General features: G+C 73.8%; 13 protein-coding genes. 8 read left to right on the forward strand and 5 right to left on the reverse strand.

The genetic code is table 11. The features are described from left to right. The first annotated feature begins 9 nt into the window (after positions 1–9). The 6 genes from DQ392_RS09370 (at position 10) to DQ392_RS09400 (ending at position 11,015) form a co-directional block, all read left to right on the forward strand. Complete coding sequence (locus DQ392_RS09370) at positions 10–894, forward strand: hypothetical protein (RefSeq protein WP_114015077.1); 885 nt, start codon at positions 10–12, stop codon at positions 892–894. 76 nt (positions 895–970) lie between these two features. Then, a complete protein-coding gene (locus DQ392_RS09375; RefSeq protein ID WP_114015078.1) occupies positions 971–6,037 on the forward strand; it encodes a hypothetical protein in 5,067 nt (1,688 codons plus the stop codon). 636 nt (positions 6,038–6,673) lie between these two features. Further along, positions 6,674–9,496 carry a nitrate- and nitrite sensing domain-containing protein gene (locus DQ392_RS09385; RefSeq protein WP_114015079.1) on the forward strand — a complete coding sequence of 941 codons (2,823 nt, stop codon included), beginning with the start codon at positions 6,674–6,676 and terminating at the stop codon, positions 9,494–9,496. After that, on the forward strand, positions 9,493–9,939 hold the full coding sequence (locus DQ392_RS09390) for a roadblock/LC7 domain-containing protein (RefSeq protein WP_114015080.1): 447 nt from the start codon (positions 9,493–9,495) through the stop codon (positions 9,937–9,939). The genes DQ392_RS09385 and DQ392_RS09390 overlap by 4 nt, the downstream gene beginning before the upstream one ends. A 58-nt stretch (positions 9,940–9,997) precedes the next feature. Beyond that, complete coding sequence (locus DQ392_RS09395; protein ID WP_114015081.1) at positions 9,998–10,417, forward strand: DUF742 domain-containing protein; 420 nt, start codon at positions 9,998–10,000, stop codon at positions 10,415–10,417. Then, positions 10,398–11,015, forward strand: a complete 618-nt coding sequence (locus tag DQ392_RS09400; RefSeq protein ID WP_114015082.1) for a GTP-binding protein — start codon at positions 10,398–10,400, stop codon at positions 11,013–11,015. Before DQ392_RS09395 ends, DQ392_RS09400 begins: the two co-directional genes overlap by 20 nt. A gap of 87 nt (positions 11,016–11,102) precedes the next feature. Here DQ392_RS09400 and glpK read toward each other — a convergent pair whose 3' ends face one another. Further along, positions 11,103–12,605: a glycerol kinase GlpK gene (gene glpK, locus DQ392_RS09405; protein ID WP_114015083.1), complete on the reverse strand. Its 1,503-nt coding sequence runs from the start codon at positions 12,603–12,605 to the stop codon at positions 11,103–11,105. A 429-nt stretch (positions 12,606–13,034) separates the two neighbouring features. Between glpK and DQ392_RS09410 the strand changes: the two genes are divergently transcribed. After that, positions 13,035–13,904, forward strand: coding sequence for a M15 family metallopeptidase (locus DQ392_RS09410; RefSeq protein WP_114015084.1), 870 nt, complete (start codon positions 13,035–13,037; stop codon positions 13,902–13,904). Between the two features lie 74 nt (positions 13,905–13,978). Here DQ392_RS09410 and DQ392_RS09415 read toward each other — a convergent pair whose 3' ends face one another. Further along, positions 13,979–16,420: a glycoside hydrolase family 31 protein gene (locus DQ392_RS09415; RefSeq protein ID WP_114015085.1), complete on the reverse strand. Its 2,442-nt coding sequence runs from the start codon at positions 16,418–16,420 to the stop codon at positions 13,979–13,981. Between the two features lie 192 nt (positions 16,421–16,612). Here DQ392_RS09415 and DQ392_RS09420 point away from each other — a divergent pair, with 192 nt between their 5' ends. Then, a complete protein-coding gene (locus tag DQ392_RS09420) occupies positions 16,613–18,634 on the forward strand; it encodes an acetoacetate--CoA ligase (protein WP_114015086.1) in 2,022 nt (673 codons plus the stop codon). Between the two features lie 85 nt (positions 18,635–18,719). On the opposite strand, the gene ptsP is transcribed toward DQ392_RS09420, so the two are convergent. The 3 genes from ptsP to DQ392_RS34800 form a co-directional block, all read right to left on the reverse strand. Beyond that, positions 18,720–20,390 (reverse strand): phosphoenolpyruvate--protein phosphotransferase, encoded by a 1,671-nt coding sequence (ptsP, locus tag DQ392_RS09425; RefSeq protein ID WP_114015087.1) that lies wholly within the window; start codon positions 20,388–20,390, stop codon positions 18,720–18,722. A 156-nt stretch (positions 20,391–20,546) separates the two neighbouring features. Continuing rightward, complete coding sequence (locus DQ392_RS09430) at positions 20,547–20,996, reverse strand: PTS sugar transporter subunit IIA (protein ID WP_114015088.1); 450 nt, start codon at positions 20,994–20,996, stop codon at positions 20,547–20,549. A gap of 289 nt (positions 20,997–21,285) precedes the next feature. Further along, on the reverse strand, positions 21,286–21,520 hold a 235-nt coding region (locus tag DQ392_RS34800; RefSeq protein WP_220182604.1), incomplete at its 5' end, for a hypothetical protein.

Raw genomic sequence — 21,520 nt, forward strand, 5'->3', positions numbered from 1 at the left:
GTACGGATCATGACTGACTTCACCCCGGAGCCCGACCCCGAGGAGGGAGCGGGCCGCAGCGCCGCCGCACCGCAGGTGACCCCCGCGGACGCGGCGGACGCGGCGCGGCTCGTCTCCTACGGACTGCACCCCAAGCTCGTCCCCGCCAGGGACGCGGAGTACACCGAACTGCTGCGCCGCTACCGCGACGAACCCGCCTTCGCACGCCTGGCGGACGCCGTGGCGACGGGCCTCGGGCTGGTCGTCCTGGAGGTCTCCACCCGCGCGGGCATGGCGCTCGCGGCCGCCGAGGACTCCGTCTTCGCGGTCCGCATGGGCGACTACGCGCGCCGGGCCACGGCCGACTCCGCGGACCGCTTCTTGCACGGCCTCGCCCACCTCGCCTGCGCCGCCATGGCCTTCCCCCGGCCCGAAGACCTGGCGGACGACGGCTACATCGGCCGGATCACCGTCAACGGCGTCGACTCCTTCGTGCGCCAGGCGTGCCGCAAACTGGAGGAGCGGGCCGAGGCCGAGGGTGAGAACACCGACCCGGCCACCGACGCGCCGAGTCTGGAGGCCGCCTGGCGGGTCTACGCACGCCGCAGCGCGACCGGCGCCACCAAGGACGCGCGCAGGCTCGCGGGATCGACGACGGGCATCGTCGCCAAGGCCGCCTCCTTCCTCGCCGACTCCGGCTTCCTCCAGCGGACCGGCGACGACGCCGGCGGCACCTACCGCACCACGGCGCGCTACCAGCTCCAGGTCCGCGACATGGCGGGCAACGCGGCCATGGCGGAACTGCTGGAGTTGGGCGTCGTCCCCGTCTCCGACGGCACGGCGAGCCTGCTGCCGCCGCGCGACGAGGACGGCCTGGACCTGGCCCCCGACGCCGGACTCCCCTTCCACTCCTGACCCACCGCCTGTGTCCTGACCCACCGCCCGCCCGCGCCCACCCCGCCGACGTCCCCCTCACGAGAGCACCGCCGCCATGTACGAGCTGTCCCGGATCCGCCTCTACTCCATCGGGCCCGCCGGCGCGCGCTACGCCGACACCGTGCTGGACCTGCGCGGAGTGGGGGACGCCGTGCCCAGCCCCGCGCCGGCTCAGGCGGACTTCTTCGAGGAGGAGCCCCAGGGCCCGCCCCGCCGCCCCGCGCCCGCGGGCGTCCTCTTCCTGGAGAACGGCGGCGGCAAGTCCGTCCTGCTCAAGCTGATCTTCTCCGTGATGCTGCCGGGCCACCGCAACACCCTGGGCGGCGCCAGCTCGGGTGTGCTGCGCAAGTTCCTGCTCGCCGACGACTGCGGCCATGTCGCCCTGGAGTGGCAGCACACCCGCACCGGCGAGACCATCGTCGTCGGGAAGGTCAGCGAGTGGCGCGGCCGGCAGGTCTCCGGCGACCCGCGCAAGTTCGCCGAGGCCTGGTACTCCTTCCGTCCAGGGCCCGGCCTGTCCCTGGACGCGCTGCCCGTCGCCGAGTCGGCCGCGCTGCGCCCCCGCGGCGAAGGGGCGTCCTCGGCGCGCGGCAGACGGCGCACCATGAAGGGCTTCCGCGACGTCCTGACGGAGACCGGAAAGGCGTACCCGAACCTGGACGTGGTCTGGGAGGAGGTGCACGAGCGCTGGAACGAGCACCTGACGTCGCTCGGCCTCGATCCCGAACTCTTCCGCTACCAGCGCGAGATGAACGCCGACGAGGGCGAGGCGGCGGGCCTCTTCGCCGTCAAGAACGACTCGGACTTCACCGACCTGCTGCTGCGGGCCGTCACCGACACCCGCGACACCGACGGGCTCGCCGACCTCGTGCACGGGTTCGCGCACAAGCTGGGACGCCGCGCCGAGCTGACCGCCGAGCGGGACTTCACCGCCGGCTCCCTCGAACACCTGGAGCGCATCACCCAGGCCGCAGAGGCGCGCGGCCGCGCCCGCGAGATCCACGCGGGCGCCGAGCGCCGCACCCGGCTGCTCGCCCAGCGGCTGACCGCGCGCGGCACCCAGGAGCGCGGTCGCGCCGCTGAGCTGGCCGAGCAACTCGCCCAGGCCGGGGAGTCCGTCACCGCGGCCGAGGACGCCCGCTCCCGCGCCTCCCGCGTCGCCGCCGAACTCGCCTACCGGCACGCTTCTCTGGCGCTGGCCGCCGCCGAGAAGTCGGCGGCGGCGCAGAAGCGCGAGCTGGGCGAGGCCCGTACGCTGCACTCGGCGTGGCAGGCGGCGGAGACGGTGCTCGCGCACCGTACGGCCGCCGACCGGTCGGCCCGCGTGGCGGCGGCCATCCGGGAGGCCGAGCGCGACGCGGCGCCTGCCCTGGCCGCGCGTTCCCAGGCGGCGACGGCCCTGGTGCGGGCCCTGAACACCGCGGCGGAGGACAGCGAACGCATCGCCGGGGAGCAGGAGGAGCGCTCGACGGCCCTCCTGACCGACAGCGAGCGGTCCCACCGGGAGGCCACCGAGGCCGCCACCGAGGCGCAGCGGGCCCGCAGCGAGACCGAGCACCTGCGCCAGCGGCTCACCGAGGTCGAACAGGAGATGGCCGAGGCGGTGCGCGCCGGCTGGCTCGACGACAGCGACCCCGACGCCGATCCCGCGCGCGCGGCGCTCGAGGCCAGCGACGCCGAGAAGAGCGCCGTTGCCGCGTTCGAGTCGGCGCGCGACGCGGCGGCCCGCAGCGGCGACCGCGCCCGCGAGCTGGCGAGCCGGCACGCCGGTGCGGAACTCGCCGCGGCCCGCGCCGCGGACGCGGCCGAGGCGGCGGAGTCCGCCCACGCGGCCGAACGCGCCACGGCCGAAGCCCTCGGCGTCGAGGAGCGCCTGGCCGAGCTGCTCGGTCTGCCCGGCGCACCAGCCGGCCCACAGCACTCCGCCGGCCGTGCCTCTTCCGGCCAAGGCGCGCGGGGCACGGGCCGGGCCGCCGTGCCGGGCCAGCGCGATGTGGGCAACTCACCGGACGCGCTGGTCTCGACGGCGGACGACGGGCCCGGCGCCGGCACCGACGGGCCCGGGACCGCCCAGCCCGCCGACGGCGACGGGACGGCCGCGCGCGAGTACGCGGGGGATGCGGGTCTTCCCGGGCAGGCGGCAGGCGTTTTTGAGGGCGCGGCCGGCCACTCCCCGCACGCCGGCGAGGCGGGCCTCTCGGGCCCGCTGACCGCCGAGGAGGTGGACCGCAACGCCGAAGCGCTCCAGGAACTGCTGGACGAGGGCGTGGCCCACGCCGAACGCCAGCTGTTCGAACTGCGCACCGCCGCGGCGGACGACGCGCGGATGCTCGGCGCGCTCGGCGACGGCGGGCTGCTTCCCCCGGGCCCGGACGTGACGGCCACGGTCGAGTACCTGGGCGAGCACGGCGTCCCGGCCCTGCCCGGCTGGCGCTACCTGGCACAGTCCGTCGACCCCGCCGACCACGCGACGGTCCTCGCCGCCCGCCCCGAGCTGGTCGACGGTGTCGTCATCACCGACCCCCGGTCGCACGCGCGCGCCCGTGAGGTGCTGGCGAGCGCGGCGCTGCTGCCGCGCTCCGCCGTCGCCGTCGGCACCTCGGCGGCGCTGCTGGCACCGGCGCCCGCGCCCGACGGGGGCGAGGAGACGGGTGACGTCGGCGTCTTCCTCGTACCGCCCAACCCGGCCATGCACGACGAGCACGCTGCCGACGACGAGCGCCGTCAGCTGCGCGAGCGGGCCGTCGCCCGCGACGAGGAGATCCGCGCGCTGGCGGCGCGGCTGACGGCCGACCGGGCGCTGGCCGCCCGCCTCACCTCGTGGCGCACCGGCTGCCCCGAGGGCCGCCTCGGCGAACTCGCCGACGCCGCCGCCGAGGCGCGGCAGGCGGCCGAGGCGGCCGAGCGCCACCTCGTCGAGGTGGGCGAGGCGCGTGAGGAGGCCGACGCGCAGGCGGCCGAGACCGCTCGGGTGCGCGACGAGCGGGGGGAGCGGGCACAGCGGGCGCGGCGCGGCGCGGACGCGCTGGCGGGGCTCGCCTTCCGGCTGCGGGAGCGCACCGCGTGGCAGACCCGGTTGCGGGAGCTGGCCGACGAAGCGGCCACGGCGCGGGAGCGTGCCGAAGTGTGCCTGGAGAAGGCGTACGCGGCGGACGAGGACCGGCGCACCGCACAGCGCGCCGCCGACGACGCCCGCCGTACCGCCCGCACCCTGCGCGCGGAACGTGCCGAGATCGCGGGCGTCCCCGACGCCCCCCAGGAGCCCGGCGCGCCCGGCGAGGGGGAGCCGGCCGGCGGAGAGGCCGACGCGGCCGGGGGGAAGGCGGCCGGCGCCAGGCCGGCGTCGCTGCCGGACCTGCGGGAGGCCTACCGTTCTGCCTCCCAGCTCTACGAGAAGGTCGGCGTCGGCGCCGACCTGCGCGCCGAACAGGCCCGTGCCGAGGGCGACGAGTCCGCCGCCAAGGCGGCGCTCGACCGGCTCACCAACAAGGTGCGCACCCGCGCGGCCCAGCTCCTGGAGGGGCCCGACGGCGCCGACGGCCCCTCCCGGCAGGCCGCCGCCGCCCGCGCCGAAGCGCTCGTCCAGCGGCTGGAGTCGCGCGGCTCCGACGTCAGCGAACAGCTCGGCCGTCTCCGCGGCGAGGCGGAGCGGCTCGCGCCGCCGGACGGGCAGGCCCACACCGAGCTCCCCGCCGAGCGGGTGCCCGGCGATGCGGCCGAGGCCCAGAGCCTGCTGCGGACGGCCAACGCGGAACTGGCCACCAGGGGCGACGCACTCGACGCGGCGCGCACCGCCCACGAGTCGCTGCGGCGTGCCCACACGGCCGCCGAGGACGCCGCCGGCGGCTTCGACGAGACGGCGACCACCCTCCGGGACCTGCTGCGCGACCCCGCCGCCGCTCCCGCGGCCTCACACGGCGAGGAGGAGCCGCCCGAGCCGTACCCCGGCACGCTCGCCGAGGCCCGCCAGGCGGCGGCCGAGGCGCGGCGCTCGCTGCGCGGTTGCGCCGCCGACCTCGGCGCGGCGGAGCAGGCCGTGCGCGAGGCGTGTGACGTACTCGTACGGCACGCCAACTCCAGCCGCTACGAGCACGTGCGCACCCCGGCCAGGCAGCAGGTGCGCGAGCTGCCCGCCTCGGCGCTGCCCGACCACGCGGCCGCCTGGGCAGCGGCGTTCGCGCCCCGCCTGCGGGTACTGACCGACGAGCTGGAGCAGTTGGAGCGCAACCGCGACAGCATCGTGGACCGGCTGCGCGGCCTGGTGGAGTCGTCGCTGACGACGCTGCGCTCGGCACAGCGGCTCTCCCGCCTGCCCGAGGGGCTGGGGGAGTGGTCGGGCCAGGAGTTCCTGCGGATCCGCTTCGAGGACCCCGACCAGGCCACGCTCACCGAACGGCTGGGCGAGGTCATCGACGAGGCCACCAGCGCCGCCGTGCGCAAGAACTCCGATCTGCGGCGCGACGGCATGTCGCTGCTGCTGCGCGGCGTCCACGCGGCCCTCCAGCCGCGCGGGGTGTCGGTGGAGATCCTCAAGCCGGACGCCGTGCTGCGCGCCGAGCGGGTGCCCGTCGGACAGATGGGCGACGTCTTCTCCGGAGGCCAGCTGCTGACCGCGGCCATCGCCCTGTACTGCACGATGGCCGCCCTGCGCAGCAACGACCGTGGCCGGGACAAGCACCGGCACGCGGGGACCCTCTTCCTGGACAACCCCATCGGGCGGGCCAACGCCACCTATCTCCTGGAGCTCCAGCGGGCCGTCGCCGACGCCTTGGGGGTCCAGCTCCTCTACACCACGGGCCTGTTCGACACCACGGCCCTGGCGGAGTTCCCGCTGGTGATCAGGATGCGCAACGACGCGGATCTGCGCGCGGGTCTGAAGTACATCAGCGTGGAGGAGCACCTGCGGCCCGGGCTGCCGGGCCCCGCGGACGAGGAGGGCGGTGCCGAGGTGCACGGGGAGATCACCGCGACACGGATGTTCCTCCGCCCCGACCAGGCGCAGCCTTCCGGTGAGGGGGGCGCTCCTGGTGCGGAGCCGTCACCTGAGGCCGCGGGCCCGCGTGTTCCCACTCCTCAGCCGCCGAGGGACGCGCCGGGCGCGGCACCTTCCCAGCACCCCTGACGTCCCGCTCCTCCTGCCTGTCCCGTCCGTCCTGCCCCTCCGGCCGATCGCCTCCGTCCCGTCCGTCCCGGTCCGGGCGCGGGCGGGTTCCGGTTGCCGTCTCCTCGCGTCCGGAGCGGCGGTGTGCCTCCACCGCGCGGCGTCGCGCCGCGCTGCTGGGCTCCGAGACGACGCCGTGCCGCTGCACCCACACCTGCCGCGTGATCCACACGTCCAGCACCGCCCATGTCGCCACGACGGTGCTGCCGATGGTGGCGAGCACCATGGGGAAGGCCAGCCACACGCCGGCCATCGAGCAGAAGAACGCGACCATGAGCAGTACCAGCGTCAGCGCCGCGATGATCACCGCACGCGCCGCCGCCGCCCGGACCGGATCCGGCAGGCGGGGTTTCGTATACATCCTGTTCACTCCCCCTCCACGAGCCCCCCGATCTTCCCACGGTTCCGCAAACGTGTCCTTGGACACAAACCTCGAACACCCGCCTGGGCATCGACGGACAACTCAGGATGAGGCACCACGGACCGCGTGTTCCCGCACCTGTACACACCTACGAGTTGCCGACGCGTCAGTAGTAAGCTCACGCCGTTTGCTGTCGGTTTACGCCCCCGTGCGCTGGGGAGTACGTAGGGGAGGCCATGCGCTTTCGCGGGAAGTCCATCCGCCGGAAGATCGTGGTGCTGCTGCTGGTGCCGCTGGTGTCTCTGGTGTCCATCTGGGGCTTCGCGACCTACATCACCGCGACGGAGGCCAACAGCCTGCTGCGGCTGGACGAGATCACCCGCAAGATCGGCGATCCCACCGAAGACGCCGTCCAGGCCATCCAGCAAGAACGCCGCCACATCATGGTGCACATCGCCGACCCCCGGGGCGGCGCGGGACGGGAATCCCTGCGCAAGGCCGAGCGCGCCACCGACAAGAAGGTCTCCGCGGTCCGCCGCAACGCCGCCGACGGCAGCCTCCGTTCCGACCTGGGTCCCGACTCGCGGGCCCGGCTGGATGACTTCCTCGGCGCCCTGGACGGCCTCGACGCGCTCCGCTCCCGGGTCGAGAAGGACACCATCACCCGCGGCGGTGCCTTCCAGGCCTACAACGAACTGGTCGACCCCGCCTACGCGGTCATCAGTTCGCTGAGCGCCGTCGACGACGTCGGCCTGGAGAAGGAGGGCCGCGCCCTCGTCTACGTCTCCCTCGCCCGTGAGTACCTCTCCCGCGAGGACGCCCTGATGGCGGCGGCCTACGCCGCGGGCGAGTTCACCCGCGGTGACCAGCGTGCCCTCTCCGACCGGGTCGCCGAGCGCAACATCACCTACCAGACCAACCTGCCCTCACTGCCGGCCGCCGACCGGCAGATGTTCGAGAACTACTGGAACAGCACCAACGGCCGTACCCTGCGCGGCAACGAGGACGCCGTCATCGCCGCGGGGCCCCGCACCACCCGGGGCCCGGTCGGTCAGGAACGCTGGCGCCAGGGCATCACCGCGGCCCTGGACGACCTCAAGCGGATGGAGGCCAAGGCCCAGCAGCGGTACCAGGACCGGGTCGACCCCGTCGCCACCCGCGTACTGGTGCAGGCGGCGGCCGCGGGCGTGCTCGGGTTCCTGGCTGTGCTGGCCTCCCTGGTCATCTCCATACGGGTCGGCCGCAGCCTGGTGCGTGACCTGGGCGCGCTGCGCAAGGAGGCCAACGAGTCGGCGGGGGTGCGGCTGCCCAGCGTGATGCGCAGGCTGGCCGCCGGCGACCGGGTCGACGTGGAGGCCGAGTCCCCGCACCTCGACTACTCGGCCGACGAGATGGGACAGGTGGGCCAGGCTCTCAACACGCTCCAGCGCGCCGCCGTCGAAGCCGCCGTCAAACAGGCCGACATGCGGCGCGGCGTCTCCGAGGTCTTCGTCAACCTCGCCCGGCGCAACCAGGTGCTGCTGCACCGCCAGCTCACCCTCCTCGACGCCATGGAGCGCCGCACCGAGGACGCCGACGAGCTCGCGGACCTCTTCAGGCTGGACCACCTCACCACCCGTATGCGCCGCCACGCCGAAGGCCTGGTCATCCTCTCCGGCGCGGCCCCCTCCCGGCAGTGGCGCAAGCCCGTGCAACTCATGGACGTGGTGCGGGCCGCTGTCGCCGAGGTCGAGGACTACGAGCGGATCGAGGTGCGCAGGCTGCCGCGGCTGGCCGTGGACGGCGGCGCGGTCGCCGACCTGACGCACCTGATCGCCGAGCTGCTGGAGAACGCCACCGTCTTCTCCCCGCCGCACACGGCCGTGCAGGTGCTGGGGGAGCGCGTCGCCAACGGCTTCACGCTGGAGATCCACGACCGCGGCCTGGGCATGACCGCCGACGCGACGCTGGACGCCAACCTGCGGCTCGCCGAGACGCCCGAGTTCGAACTGTCCGACACCGACCGGCTGGGCCTCTTCGTCGTCTCACGACTCGCCCAGCGCCAGGGCGTCCGGGTCTCCTTGCAGCCGTCGCCCTACGGCGGCACCACGGCCGTCGTCCTGATCCCCGGCGCCGTCCTCACCGAGACCCCAGGTCGTGACGAGGAGCAGCGCCCGCCCCGCACCGCCATCGAGGCCGCCGGAAAGCCCGCCCGGCCTCTCGACGGGCCCGTCGAGCTGGAGGCCCCGATCGACGAGACACCCCCCACCCGTGAAGGCCGCGGTCTGCCGCCGCGCAGGCGGGCCCCTGACACCGGCCCCACCCCCGCGGCGGCCGGGGAAGTGCACCAGCAGGCCCAGGACGAGGCCGCCTCCGCCTCCGCGTCCCGTTCCCAGGCGCGCACGGAGCCGGACGACGGGGACGACGGCGCCGCGAACGGCGGGCAGGCGCCGCTGCCGCGCAGGCGCCCCGGGACGCCCGTGCTCGTTGCCGACAACGGCCGTACCGTCGCCCCGGAGCGCCGCCCGGGGCCGGAGCGGCGTACCGGCGAAGCGGACCGTCGAGACGCCGGTACGGACGCGCACACGGGCGGTCCCGCACCGCTGCCCCGCCGTAAGAAGCCCGGTGCGGCTTCCGGCGCGCAAGGAGACCGTCCGCGGACGGAGGCGGGTTCCCCGCCGCAGGCCGCCCCGCCCGAACCGGCGCCCGACACCTCGCGGGGCGCCGTCGCCTCACCGGACGCGTACACCGCGCACGGCACCGGCGCCACGCACGACGCCGGCACCCCGCGGGGCGACGACGCCCCGCGGGTCGGCGGGTTGCCACGCCGGGTGCGGCAGGCGAGCCTCGCGCCGCAGCTCAAGACCGACACCCCGACCGTCAGCACCCGCATGCCGTACGGGCAGCCGGGCACCCAGGATTCCAGCACGCCGGATGCCGCCGAGCGCGACGCCGACGAAGTGCGCAGCAAGATGGCCTCCCTCCAGCGCGGCTGGGAACGCGGCAGACGCGAGAGCGAACCGCCGCACGACGCGGGGGAGTCAGCACCAGGAACGACACCGGGAGGGGACGGTCGATGACCGCACCGAACGCCGCATCGCACTCCGCTGGAAGCGGCGAACTCAACTGGCTCCTCGACGAGCTGGTCGAGCGCGTGGGCAGCATCCGCAAGGCGCTCGTCCTCTCAGGCGACGGCCTCGCCAGGGGCGCGTCGCAGGGCCTCACCAGGGAGGACAGCGAGCACCTGGCGGCCGTCGCCTCCGGGTTCCACAGCCTGGCCAAGGGCGTGGGCCGCCACTTCGACGTGGGCGGTGTCCGCCAGACCGTGGTCGAACTGGAGGACGCCTTCCTCTTCGTCACGGCGGCGGGGGACGGCAGCTGCCTGGCCGTACTGGCGGACGCGGAATCCGACGTCGGCCAGGTCGCCTACGAGATGACGCTGCTGGTCAAGCGCGTCGGTGCCCACCTGAGCACCGCGCCGCGCGCCACCCCGGCGGGCGGCGGCACCACCACAACCAACTGACGCGGACGGCGGACGGCGGGGACGGCGAGATCGAGGAAACGAGGGGACGGGGCCGGCAATGACGGACCACTGGTTCGACGACGCGGCAGGACCCGTGGTGCGGCCGTACGCGATGACGCGGGGCCGTACCCGCAGCAGCGTCGTCGCGGCGCAGCTCGACCTCATCGCCCTCGTCCTGTCCGACGAGCCGGGCGACGGGGGCGCGGACGACGCGGAGGGGCCGCCCACCGAGGACGCGCTCCTCGCGGACCACTCGCTGGCGCCCGAGCACCTCGACATCGTCCTGCGCTGCCGCCGCTCCGCCCTGTCGGTGGCCGAGTTGGCGGCCGAGCTCGATCTGCCCGTCGGTGTCGTCCGGGTCCTGATCGGCGACCTGCTGGAAGCCGGTCTGGTCCGCGTCACCCGTCCCGTCCCTCCGGCCGAGCTGCCGGACGAGAGCATCCTCAGAGAGGTGATCAATGGTCTTCGGGCGCTCTAAGCGGGGTGGCAGGAAGGCCCCCGCCGAGCCGGTCACGCTCAAAATCCTGGTGGCGGGGGGATTCGGCGTCGGCAAGACCACCCTCGTGGGGGCGGTCAGCGAGATCAAACCGCTCCGCACCGAGGAGACGCTGACCGAGGCGGGACGCCGGTTCGACGACACGCAGGGGGTGGAGGCGAAGACCACGACGACGGTCGCCATGGACTTCGGCCGCATCACCATCCACGACGAACTCGTGCTCTACCTGTTCGGCACGCCGGGCCAGGACCGTTTCTGGTTCCTGTGGGACGAGCTGGCCAGCGGCGCGCTGGGCGCCGTGGTGCTCGCCGACACGCGGCGGCTGGAGGACAGCTTCGCCGCCATCGACTACTTCGAACGCCGCTCCATCCCCTTCACCGTCGCCGTCAACTGTTTCGACGGAGCCGAGCGCTACCCCGCCGAGACCGTCAGGGAAGCGCTCGACCTCGACGGCGAGGTGCCGGTGATGCAGTGCGACGCGCGGCAGCGCGAGTCCGCGCGGGACGTGCTCATCTCCGTGGTGGAGCACGCCATGCACACGGCCGCGCAGCGCGCCGCGCACAGCCCCGCCGAGACCTGAGCAGCCCGGCACCGGCCCGGCGCCGCGAGGCGCGGCGCCGGCGGGGCGTGGGAGTACGGCCGGCCCGGGCGTGCGCGCGGGTGAGCTTCAGCTCTCCTGCCACCCGAAGCTGCGTTCGACCGCCTTGTGCCAGTTCCCGTACTCCCGCTCCCGGTCCTCCTCGCTCATGGCGGGCGTCCACTCGGCGTCGCGCTTCCAGTGGGAGCGCAACTCGTCCAGATCCGACCAGACACCCGTGGCGAGTCCGGCCGCGTAGGCGGCGCCCAGGCAGGTCGTCTCCGCGATCACGGGGCGGATCACGGGAACGCCGAGCACGTCGGCCTGGTGCTGCATCAGCAGGCTGTTGGCCGTCATGCCGCCGTCCACCTTCAGGCTGGTGATCTCCACGCCGCTGTCCTGGTACATGGCGTCGACGACCTCGCGGGTCTGCCAGCTCGTCGCCTCCAGTACGGCGCGTGCGAGGTGGGCCTTGGTCACATACCGGGTCAGTCCGGTGACCACGCCCCGCGCGTCCGAACGCCAGTACGGCGCGAACAGCCCGGAGAACGCCGGGACGATGTACGCGCCGCCGTTGTCCTCCACACTGGCCGCCAGCCCCTCGATCTGCGAGGCCTCGTCGATGATGCCCAGCTGGTCCCGGAACCACTGCACCAGGGCGCCGGTGATGGCGATGGACCCCTCCAGGCAGTAGACGGGCGCCTCGCCGCCCAGCCGGTAGCCCATCGTCGTCAGCAGCCCGTTCCTGCTGGGGACCGGCCGGTGCCCGGTGTTCAGCAGCAGGAAGGAGCCGGTGCCGTAGGTGTTCTTGGCCTCGCCGACGCCGTAGCACGTCTGTCCGAAGACGGCCGCCTGCTGGTCGCCGAGCGCCGAGGCCACGGGCACGCCGGAGAGCCGGCCCACGGCGGTGCCGTACACCTCGGAGGAGGAACGGATCTCGGGCAGGACCGCGGCGGGCACCCCCATCGCGTCCAGCACCGACTGGTCCCACTCCAGCGATTCCAGATTCATCAGCATCGTCCGGGACGCGTTGGTCACGTCGGTGACGTGTCTGCCGCCCTCCGTGCCGCCGGTCAGATTCCAGATCAGCCACGAGTCGAGCGTGCCGAACGCGATCTCGCCCCGTTCGGCGCGCTGCCGCAGCCCCGGCACCTCATCCAGCAGCCACGCCACCTTCGGCCCCGCGAAGTAGCTGGCCAGCGGCAGCCCCGTACGGTCACGGAAGCGGTCCTGGCCCTCCTCGCCACCCAGTTCGGCGCACAGCTGCGAGGTGCGGGTGTCCTGCCACACGATCGCGTTGTGCACCGGCTCACCCGTCGCGCGGTCCCACAGCACCGTCGTCTCGCGCTGGTTGGTGATGCCGATGGCGCTCAGCTCGTCGGCGCGCAGCCCGGCCCGCTCCAGCGCCCCGTCCACCACCGACTGCACCCTCGTCCAGATCTCGGCGGCGTCGTGCTCCACCCAGCCGGGCCGGGGAAAGATCTGGCGGTGCTCCTGCTGGTCGACGGCGACGATTCCGCCCCGCTGGTCGAAGACGATGCAGCGGCTGGAAGTGGTGCCCTGGTCGATGGCTGCGACGTACTTGTCCGTCATGGTTGACGACCCCTCGTTCGGTGCGTTCGGACGTCGTGCTCAGAATGCGGCCTTACGCGGCAGCGCGCCGAAGCCCCGCCGACCGGTGCTCCACGGCCCGCCGATCGGCGGGCCCACCCGCCGGTGACCGCTGCTCCACCCGGTAGCGACGGCGGGGCCCGCGGCGAGCGTGACGGCAGTGTTCAGCCGGGCCGAAGGGCAGTCAAGGCCGCTGACACGACGGAGGCCGCAGCCCGTTGTGCGACGTGATCGTCGCGACTGTCACGGGCACGTCACCAGACCCTCACGTCCCCGTACGCGTACCGGATCTTGCGAACCGCCCCCCAGGGAAGCTCGTCCACACTGAACGAGAACGGTGGCACGGGACCGACGGGGGTGGTCCCGAGCCACCGTTCCTCATTTCCCGGTTCCCTGGTAGATGAGGGGAGCATGAGACGCATCCGCACCGCACCCCGCATCCCCCTCCTGGCCGCCGCCGCGCTCCTCGCCCTCGCCGTGGCCCCGGCCCCCGCCGCGGCGCACTCCGCCCCAGGACACTCCGCCCCAGGCCACTCCGCCCCGGCACACGGCCACGGCCACGGAGACGGCCCCGAGGCGCCCAGGGAGTTCGTCGCCCTCCGCGAGGTCGCCCCCACCATCCGGCAGGAGATCCGCTACCACACCCCGCACAACTTCGTCGGCGAGCCCATCGACGGCTACCGCGAACCGATGTGCCTGGTCACCAAGGACACCGCGCAGGCCCTCGCCAAGGCGCAGCGCTCCCTCCTCAAGCGCGGCTACACCCTCAAGGTGTACGACTGCTACCGCCCGCAGCGCGCCGTCGACCACTTCGTACGGTGGGCGCAGGACCTGGACGACGAGAAGATGAAGGCCGAGTTCTACCCCCGCGTCGAGAAGAACCGGCTGTTCGAGGACGGCTACATCGCCGAGAAGTCCGGGCACAGCCGCGGCAGCACCGTCGACCTCACCCTCGCCGAACTGCCGGCCGCACCGACGCGCCCCTACGTGCCAGGCGAGCCGCTGACACCGTGTTACGCACCCAAGGGCGAGCGGTTCCCCGACAACTCCGTCGACACGGGAACCGGCTTCGACTGCTTCGACACCCTCGCCCACACCGACGACCCCAGGGTCACCGGTGAGCAGCGCGCCAACCGGCACCTCCTCAAGACCACCCTGGAGCGGCAGGGCTTCACCAATCTCCCCGAGGAGTGGTGGCACTTCACCCACGAGCCGGAGACCTTCCCCGACACCTACTTCGACTTCCCCGTGGAACGCGGCTCGCTGTCCTCGCACCACTGAACCTCACCGAAGCACCCGGCGCGGGGGCGCCGCCGCCCGGCCTCACCCGCAGCGCAGACGCCCCCGCGCCGCCGTCACCTGACGCGCACCGCGTACCCCACCTCGCCGCCGCCCTCCCGCTCGACCACCACGGATCCTCCGCTTCCCGCCCGCACCGAGAACCGTTCGGCCCGCGGACGCTCGCGGCCCCCACCCGGGTCGGGGATCAGCAGCCCGCCGCCGGTGCGCCCCGGGACGGGCGGCCACACCTCCAGCTCCGTCTCCCCGTCCCGCCCCCGCACCGGTACCGCCGTACCGGCGCGGGCCAGTACCGGTATCCGGTCCAACGGCGCCGCCAACCGCACCGTCGCGGGCCCCTCGTAAGAGCGAGCCGTGGCGGTGTCGTACCAGCGGCCCGCGGGAAGCCGGACGGCACGCTCACGCACCCCGGGCTCCAGCACCGGCGCCACCAGCAGCGCGTCCCCCAGCAGGAACGCGTCCTCACAGTCCCGCAGCCGGCGGTCCCGCGGATGCTGCCACCACACGGGACGCACGTACGGCGCACCCGTGCGGTGCGCGAGCTGAGCGAGCGTCATCAGATACGGTGCCAGCCGCTCGCGCACCACCAACGCAACCCGCACGTGCTCCAGCACCCGCGGGCAGGACTCCCACGGCTCCCCGCGGACCCCCTCGGCGGCCCGCGTACGGAAGAGCGGCAGGTACGCGCCCAACTGGAGCCCCCGCAGATACAGCTCGGGCGACGCCTGTGCCGCCGCCTCTCCGATGTCGGGCCCCGCGTACGGCATGCCGCACAGGCCCAGCCCCAGCACCAGAGACAGCGCCGCCCGCAGCCCCTCCCAACCGCCGGTGGCCCCGCCCGTCGCCGACCCGCCGTACCGCTGCATCCCCGCCCAGCCGGAACGCGAGACCAGGAAGGGACGCTCCCCGGGCCGCAGTTCCCGCAGCTCCGCGCAGGCGGCCTCAGCCATCGTCAGCGCGTAGACGTTGTGGGCCTCCCTGTGGTCGCCGCCACGGCCCTCCAGCGCGTGGCGCGCGGAAAGCGGCAGCGTACGGTCGCCGAAGGCGCACAGCGAGACGGGCTCGTCCCCGGTGTGCCACACCCCGGCGAACCCCTGCTCCAGCCGCTCCGCGTACAGCGCGCCCCACCACTTGCGCACCCGCCGGTCCGTGAAGTCGGGGAAGACCGCCTCGCCCCCGTGCGCCCCTCCGAGCACCACGCGGCCCCCCGCCTCCCGTACGAACACATCAGCCGCGCGTCCGCTGTCGAAGACCGGGTCGCCCGCCCGCGCCCGCACCGCGGGCCCGACCGACGACACCAGACGCACCCCGGCAGGCAGCGCCCAGGACGCCGGTCCCCGCGCGCCCGCCCCACGGGCCTCGCCCCCCGTGGAGCCGCGGCCTTCTGCCGGGAACTCCTCGACGTGCAGCGCCCGCAGCGGCAGCCCGAGCGCCCTCCGCCTCCCGGCGACCTGTCGCGGCCGCTGCGGGCCGCCGGCCGCACCGAGCGCGTGCTGGTATCCCAGCGCCCAGTCGGGCGGCACCGCCGGGGCGCCCGTCAGCGCGGCCCAGCCGTGCAGCACGCGGGAGGGCGCGCCGGCCACCGCCCAGTACCGCAGCGGACCGCCCGACATCCGCACCTCGCACCGCCCGGGGCGGTCGTGCCCCGAGCCCAGGCCCTCAGCGCCCTCGCGCAGGTCCACCCGCCCGTCCCAGGAGTTGTCGTGGAAGACCAGCAGTGTGCCCGCGTCCGCCACGCTCACCAGCAGCGGCATCGTCACCGACAGGGGAGCGGACGCGATGCCCGAAGGGTCTCTCCCCGCGCCCGAGCGGCCGGGCGCGGAGTTGGGCCTACCGGGTGTGGAGCCCGACAGGCCGGGCGTGGCGTGCCACGGTCCTGGCGCGGTGTTCCACAGGCGGTACGAGCGAGAGCGCAGCCGGGGCCCGTCGGCCTGGCCACCCAGCCCGAAGAAACGGGCGTCCGCCGGCAGTTCCGAGCGCTGTAGCCACCGCGGCCCCGCCGCCGCGGCCGCCCCGCGGTCACCACCCGCCTCGCTCGCCTCCTCCCACCACCGGGGCGGATGGTCGCGGCGCAACAGCGCGCCACCCGGCGTACGCACCTCCACCGCCCCCACCCGCGAGATCGTCACCAGCATCCGCTCGGACACCACCCGCCAGCCGCCGTCCTTGTCCGGCTCCAAAAGCGCCCGCTCGTCGGCCGCGGGACAGACCCCCGCCAGCGCGTACGACGGCTCAGGATCGGCGCCGTCCCAGCCGACGAACACCGCGCCCGCCACCGTCACCCGCACGCACAGCACCGAGCGCGCGAAACGGACCGTCCCTCCGCCCGGGCCCGGCTCGGCACCCGTCGCCTCACCCGGGGTGCGCGCCCGCTCCGCACGCTGCCGCGGCAACCCCACCGCGTCGGCGCGCCGCCTGCGCCACGCCGCCCGCCACGACCCCACCCCCCGGCCCCTGCCACCCACCGTCACCGACCGCACCAGGTCACGCGCGTCCATGCTGCTCAGCCTGCCACCGAAGGCGCGCCGCGTCAGCGCTGTTCAGCGGGCGTTCACCCGCTGCTCACCATGGCCTGCGCACACTCCACACAGCCCGGGTGTGTGACTCTTGCCCTGGCACAACCTGTGATCACATGGCATCGTCCCGGCCGAAAGACGCGACGACGCGTACAGACGCCAGGGAGCCGCACCATGACCGCAGCGCACAGCGACAGCAGTACCTCGCACCCCTCCGCACCGGAGGCGCTCTGGCGGCCCGACCCCGCCGGCTTCCCCACGGCACGCCTCACCCGGTTCCAGAGCTGGGCCGCACAGCACCACGGCGCCCCCCGGCCCGACCCCGACGACCCCGTCGCCTCCTACGCCGCACTCCACAGCTGGTCCACCGAACACCTGGCCACCTTCTGGTCCGCCTTCGCCGACTGGTGCGACGTCCGTTTCAGCACGCCCTACGAAACCGTCCTGGCCGACGACGCCATGCCCGGAGCCCGGTGGTTTCCCGGCGCCACCCTCAACTACGCCGAGCACGCGCTGCGGCACGCCGAGGACCCCGCACGCGCCGACGAGCCCGCGCTGCTGCACGTCGACGAGACCCACGAGCCCGCCGCCCTCAGCCGGCGCGAGCTGCGCGCCCAGGTCGCCTCCCTCGCCCACGAGCTGCGCCGGCTCGGCGTCCGCCCGGGAGACCGCGTCAGCGGCTACCTCCCCAACATCCCGCAGGCCGCCGTCGCCCTCCTGGCCACCGCGGCCGTGGGCGGCGTGTGGACCTCCTGCGCCCCCGACTTCGGCGCACGCAGCGTCCTCGACCGCTTCCAGCAGGTCGAACCCACCGTCCTGTTCACCGTCGACGGCTACCGCTACGGCGGCAAGGAACACGACCGCCGCGAGACGGTCGCCGAACTCCGCGCGGAACTGCCCACCCTCCGCGCCGTCGTCCACGTCCCCCTGCTGGGCACGCCTGCGCCCGAGGGCGCACTGGAATGGGCCGAGCTCACCTCGCTCGACACCGAACCCGTATTCGAGCAGGTGCCCTTCGAACACCCGCTGTGGGTCCTCTACTCCTCGGGCACCACAGGACTGCCCAAAGCCATCGTCCAGTCCCAGGGCGGCATCCTGCTCGAACACCTCAAGCAGCTCACCCTGCACAACGACATGGGCGCTGGCGACCGCTTCTTCTGGTTCACTTCCACCGGCTGGATGATGTGGAACCTGCTCGTCTCCGGGCTGCTCACCGGCGCCACCGTCGTCACCTACGACGGCAGCCCCGGCTACCCCGACACCGCGGCCCAGTGGCGCGTCGTCGAACGCACCGGCACCACCGTCTACGGCACCTCGGCCGCCTACGTCATGGCCTGCCGCAAGGCCGGCGCCCACCCCGGACGCGACCTCGACCTCTCCAAGGTCAAGTGCGTGGCGACCACGGGCTCCCCGCTGCCGCCCGACGGCTTCCGCTGGATCCACGACGAGGTCTCGCCCGACATGTGGATCGCCTCCGTCAGCGGCGGCACCGACGTGTGCAGCTGCTTCGCCGGCGCCGTCCCCACCCTCCCGGTCTACACCGGAGAACTCCAGGCACCCTCACTGGCCGTCGACCTCGCCGCCTGGGACCCGCACGGAACGCCACTCGTCGACGAGGTCGGCGAACTCGTCGTCACCCGGCCCATGCCCTCGATGCCCGTCCGCTTCTGGAACGACCCCGACGGCTCCCGCTACCACGACAGCTACTTCGACATGTACCCCGGCGTCTGGCGCCACGGCGACTGGATCACCCTGACGAGCCGCAACACCGTCGTCATCCACGGGCGCTCCGACTCCACCCTCAACCGGCAGGGCGTCCGCATGGGCTCCGCGGACATCTACGAGGCCGTCGAACGCCTCCCCGAGATCCGCGAGTCCCTCGTCCTCGGCGTCGAACAGCCCGACGGAGGCTACTGGATGCCTCTGTTCGTGCACCTCGCCGAGGGCGCCGTCCTCGACGACACGCTCCGCGACAGCATCAAGCAGACCCTGCGCAAGAACCTCTCGCCCCGCCACGTGCCCGACGAGATCATCGAAATCCCCGCCGTCCCCCACACCCTCACCGGCAAGCGCCTCGAAGTCCCCGTCAAACGCCTCCTCCAGGGCACCGCCATGGAGAAGGCCGTCAACCCGGGCTCCGTCGACAACGCCGAGCTGCTCGACTTCTACGCCCGGCTCGCCCGCGACCGCGCCTGAACCGCCGGCACGGCCGACACGACGAAGGAGGGCCGCCCCGCGAGGCTGCGGGACGGCCCTCCTTCGTCGTGTCGGCCTCGCGGCGTCACTCCCCGGACAGCACCGCCTGCGCCGCCGCGCGCGCCTCCGGGCCGCTCTCCGCAGCGCGCGCAGCGGACGCAGCCCGCTCGCACTGCGCCAGCGTGTGCTTGGACAACTGCGCCCGCACGAACGGGATCGCCGACGAACCCATCGACAGGCTCGTCACACCCAGCCCCGTCAGCACACAGGCCAGCAGCGGATCCGAGGCCGCCTCGCCGCAGACACCGCAGCTCTTGCCCTCCGCCGCGGCGGCCTCAGCCGCCGTCGCCACCAGGTCAAGCAGCGCGGGCTGCCACGGATCCTGCAACCGCGCCAGGACCCCCACCTGACGGTCGGCGGCGAAGGTGTACTGCGCCAGATCGTTCGTCCCCAGCGACAGGAACTCCACCTCCTGGAGCACCGAACGCGCCCGCAGCGCCGCCGACGGAATCTCCACCATCGCGCCGAACTTCGCGCTCAGCCCCGCCTCGCGGCACGCGTCGGCGAACGCCCGGGCATCCGCCCGGTCCGCCACCATCGGCGCCATGACCTCCAGATAGACCGGCAGCCCCTCGGCGGCCCGGGCCAGCGCCCGAAGCTGTCCCCGCAGCACCTCAGGGTGGTCCAGCAGCGTCCGCAGACCGCGCACGCCCAAGGCCGGGTTCGGCTCGTCGGCGGGCGTGAGGAAGTCCAGCGGCTTGTCGGCCCCGGCATCCAGCACCCGCACCACGACGCGCCCCTCAGGGAACGCCTCCAGCACCTGCCGGTACGCCTCGGCCTGCTTCTCCAGGGACGGCGCACGCTCACTGTCGTCCAGGAACAGGAACTCCGTGCGGAACAGACCCACGCCCTCCGCACCGGCCTCCACGGCCGCCGGCACATCGGCAGGACCGCCCACGTTCGCCAACAGCGGCACCTTGTGCCCGTCCGACGTCGCGCCGGGGCCCTTCGCGGCCTCCACAGCGGCCCTGCGCTCCTCGGCGTCCCGCGCGAGCGCCTCCCGCTCCGCTTCCGTCGGGTTCACCGCCACCTCGCCGGTACTGCCGTCCACCGCGACGACCGTGCCCTCGGACAGCTCACCCGCGCCCGGCAGCGCCACCACGGCCGGCACCCCCAGCGCCCGCGCGAGAATCGCGCTGTGGCTGGTCGGGCCGCCCTCCTCGGTCACGAAACCGAGCACCAGAGCGGGGTCCAGCAGCGCCGTGTCCGCGGGCGCCAGGTCCCGCGCGATCAGCACGTAGGGCCGGTCGCTGTCCGGCACCCCCGGCATCGGCACGCCCAGCAGCCGGGCGACGATGCGGTTGCGCACGTCGTCCAGGTCGGCCACCCGGCCCGCCAGATAGTCGCCCGCCTGCGCCAGCAGCGCCCGGTAGGCGGCGAAGGCGTCGTAGACCGCCCGCTCGGCCGTGCTGCCCACGGCGATCCGCCGCTCGACATCGGCCATCAGCTCCGGGTCCTGCGCCATCATGGCCTGTGCTTCCAGCACGGCCTGCGCCTCACCACCCGCGAGATTGCCCCGCGCGACCAGATCAGCGGCGACGGCCTCCACGGCCTGCCGCGCCCGCTGCTGTTCACGCGGCGCCTCGTCGGCCGCGATCTGCTTGGCCGGCGGCTCCAGCACGGCCGTGCCCATGTGCCGCGCCTCGCCGATCGCCACACCGTGGCTCACACCCACGCCTCGAAGCGTTGTGTCCATCTCACCCGTCTCCGGTCAGCGGCGGCACCACGCCACCGCGGTCGTACTGCGCCCGGCCCGCGCACGCGTGGGCAGCGGGGAAGAGGACTTCCCGACCCGGGAGCGGACTCCCGGTGCCCCGTGGCGTTCGGAAGGGGGAAGGGCCGGGCCTGTGCGTCAGCTCCAGCCGAAGAGCGTCTGTCCCCGTTCCACGTCGCCGTCCTCCACCAGCTCGCCGAGCGCCTCGGCGGTGGCCTCCAACGCGATCACCGGCGAGACGGGGGACTTCCCCTTCTCCGCCACTGCCGCCGGGTCCCAGCGCACCATCGGCTGCCCCCGGGTGACGGTGTCCCCCTTGGCGGCCAGCAGCTCGAAGCCCTCACCGTTCAGCTGCACCGTGTCGATGCCCAGGTGCGTCAGCACCCCGTGCCCCTCGGAGTCCACGACCACGAACGCGTGCGGATGCAGCGAAACCACCACGCCGTCCACGGGCGCCACCGCCTCGGTGGGTTCGCGCACGGGGTCGACGGCGGTGCCGGGGCCCACCATCGCTCCGGAGAACACCGGATCAGGCACAGCAGCCAAACCGATGGCACGTCCGGTCAACGGGGACGACACGGTGGTCATGGGAGGCCTCCAAGGGGCGGAGTTTCGGTCAGCCACCGTCGCTACCTGTCCAGGACGGCGCACCGTTCAGAAGCGTAAGTCATAGGAACATGTGATTCCGTCCGAGCACACAGGCGCGCCGTCACCTGCTGTTTTGTCGTGATCGCACAGCGTTCGCAGCCGGTTTGACGACAAGCGTCGGCGGCGGACCCCCCGAACCGATTTGCCTCTCTTCCTCGCCGGCCTGTACTCTCGTATGCCTGCCCGGCGCCGAGGCGAGGGCAGGCCCCCAACCAACCACTGATTCCGGTCAGTTGTCCTCTGCGCTCCGGCGCAGGACGGATTTCGGATCAGCGAAATCACGGTGGTAGGCTTGGGAAGAACCGAAAGGGCAAACGCCCGGAGAAACCGGTGAGACGGTTTCGAAGGAAGCGTCCGTTCCTTGAGAACTCAACAGCGTGCCAAAAGTCAACGCCAGATATGTTGATACCCCGACCTGCCGGGTTGTTCCGGTGGGTTGAGGTTCCTTTGGAATACACAACAGC

The sequence above is a fragment of the Streptomyces reniochalinae genome (assembly GCF_003323735.1).
In the GTDB taxonomy this organism is placed as follows: domain Bacteria; phylum Actinomycetota; class Actinomycetes; order Streptomycetales; family Streptomycetaceae; genus Streptomyces; species Streptomyces reniochalinae.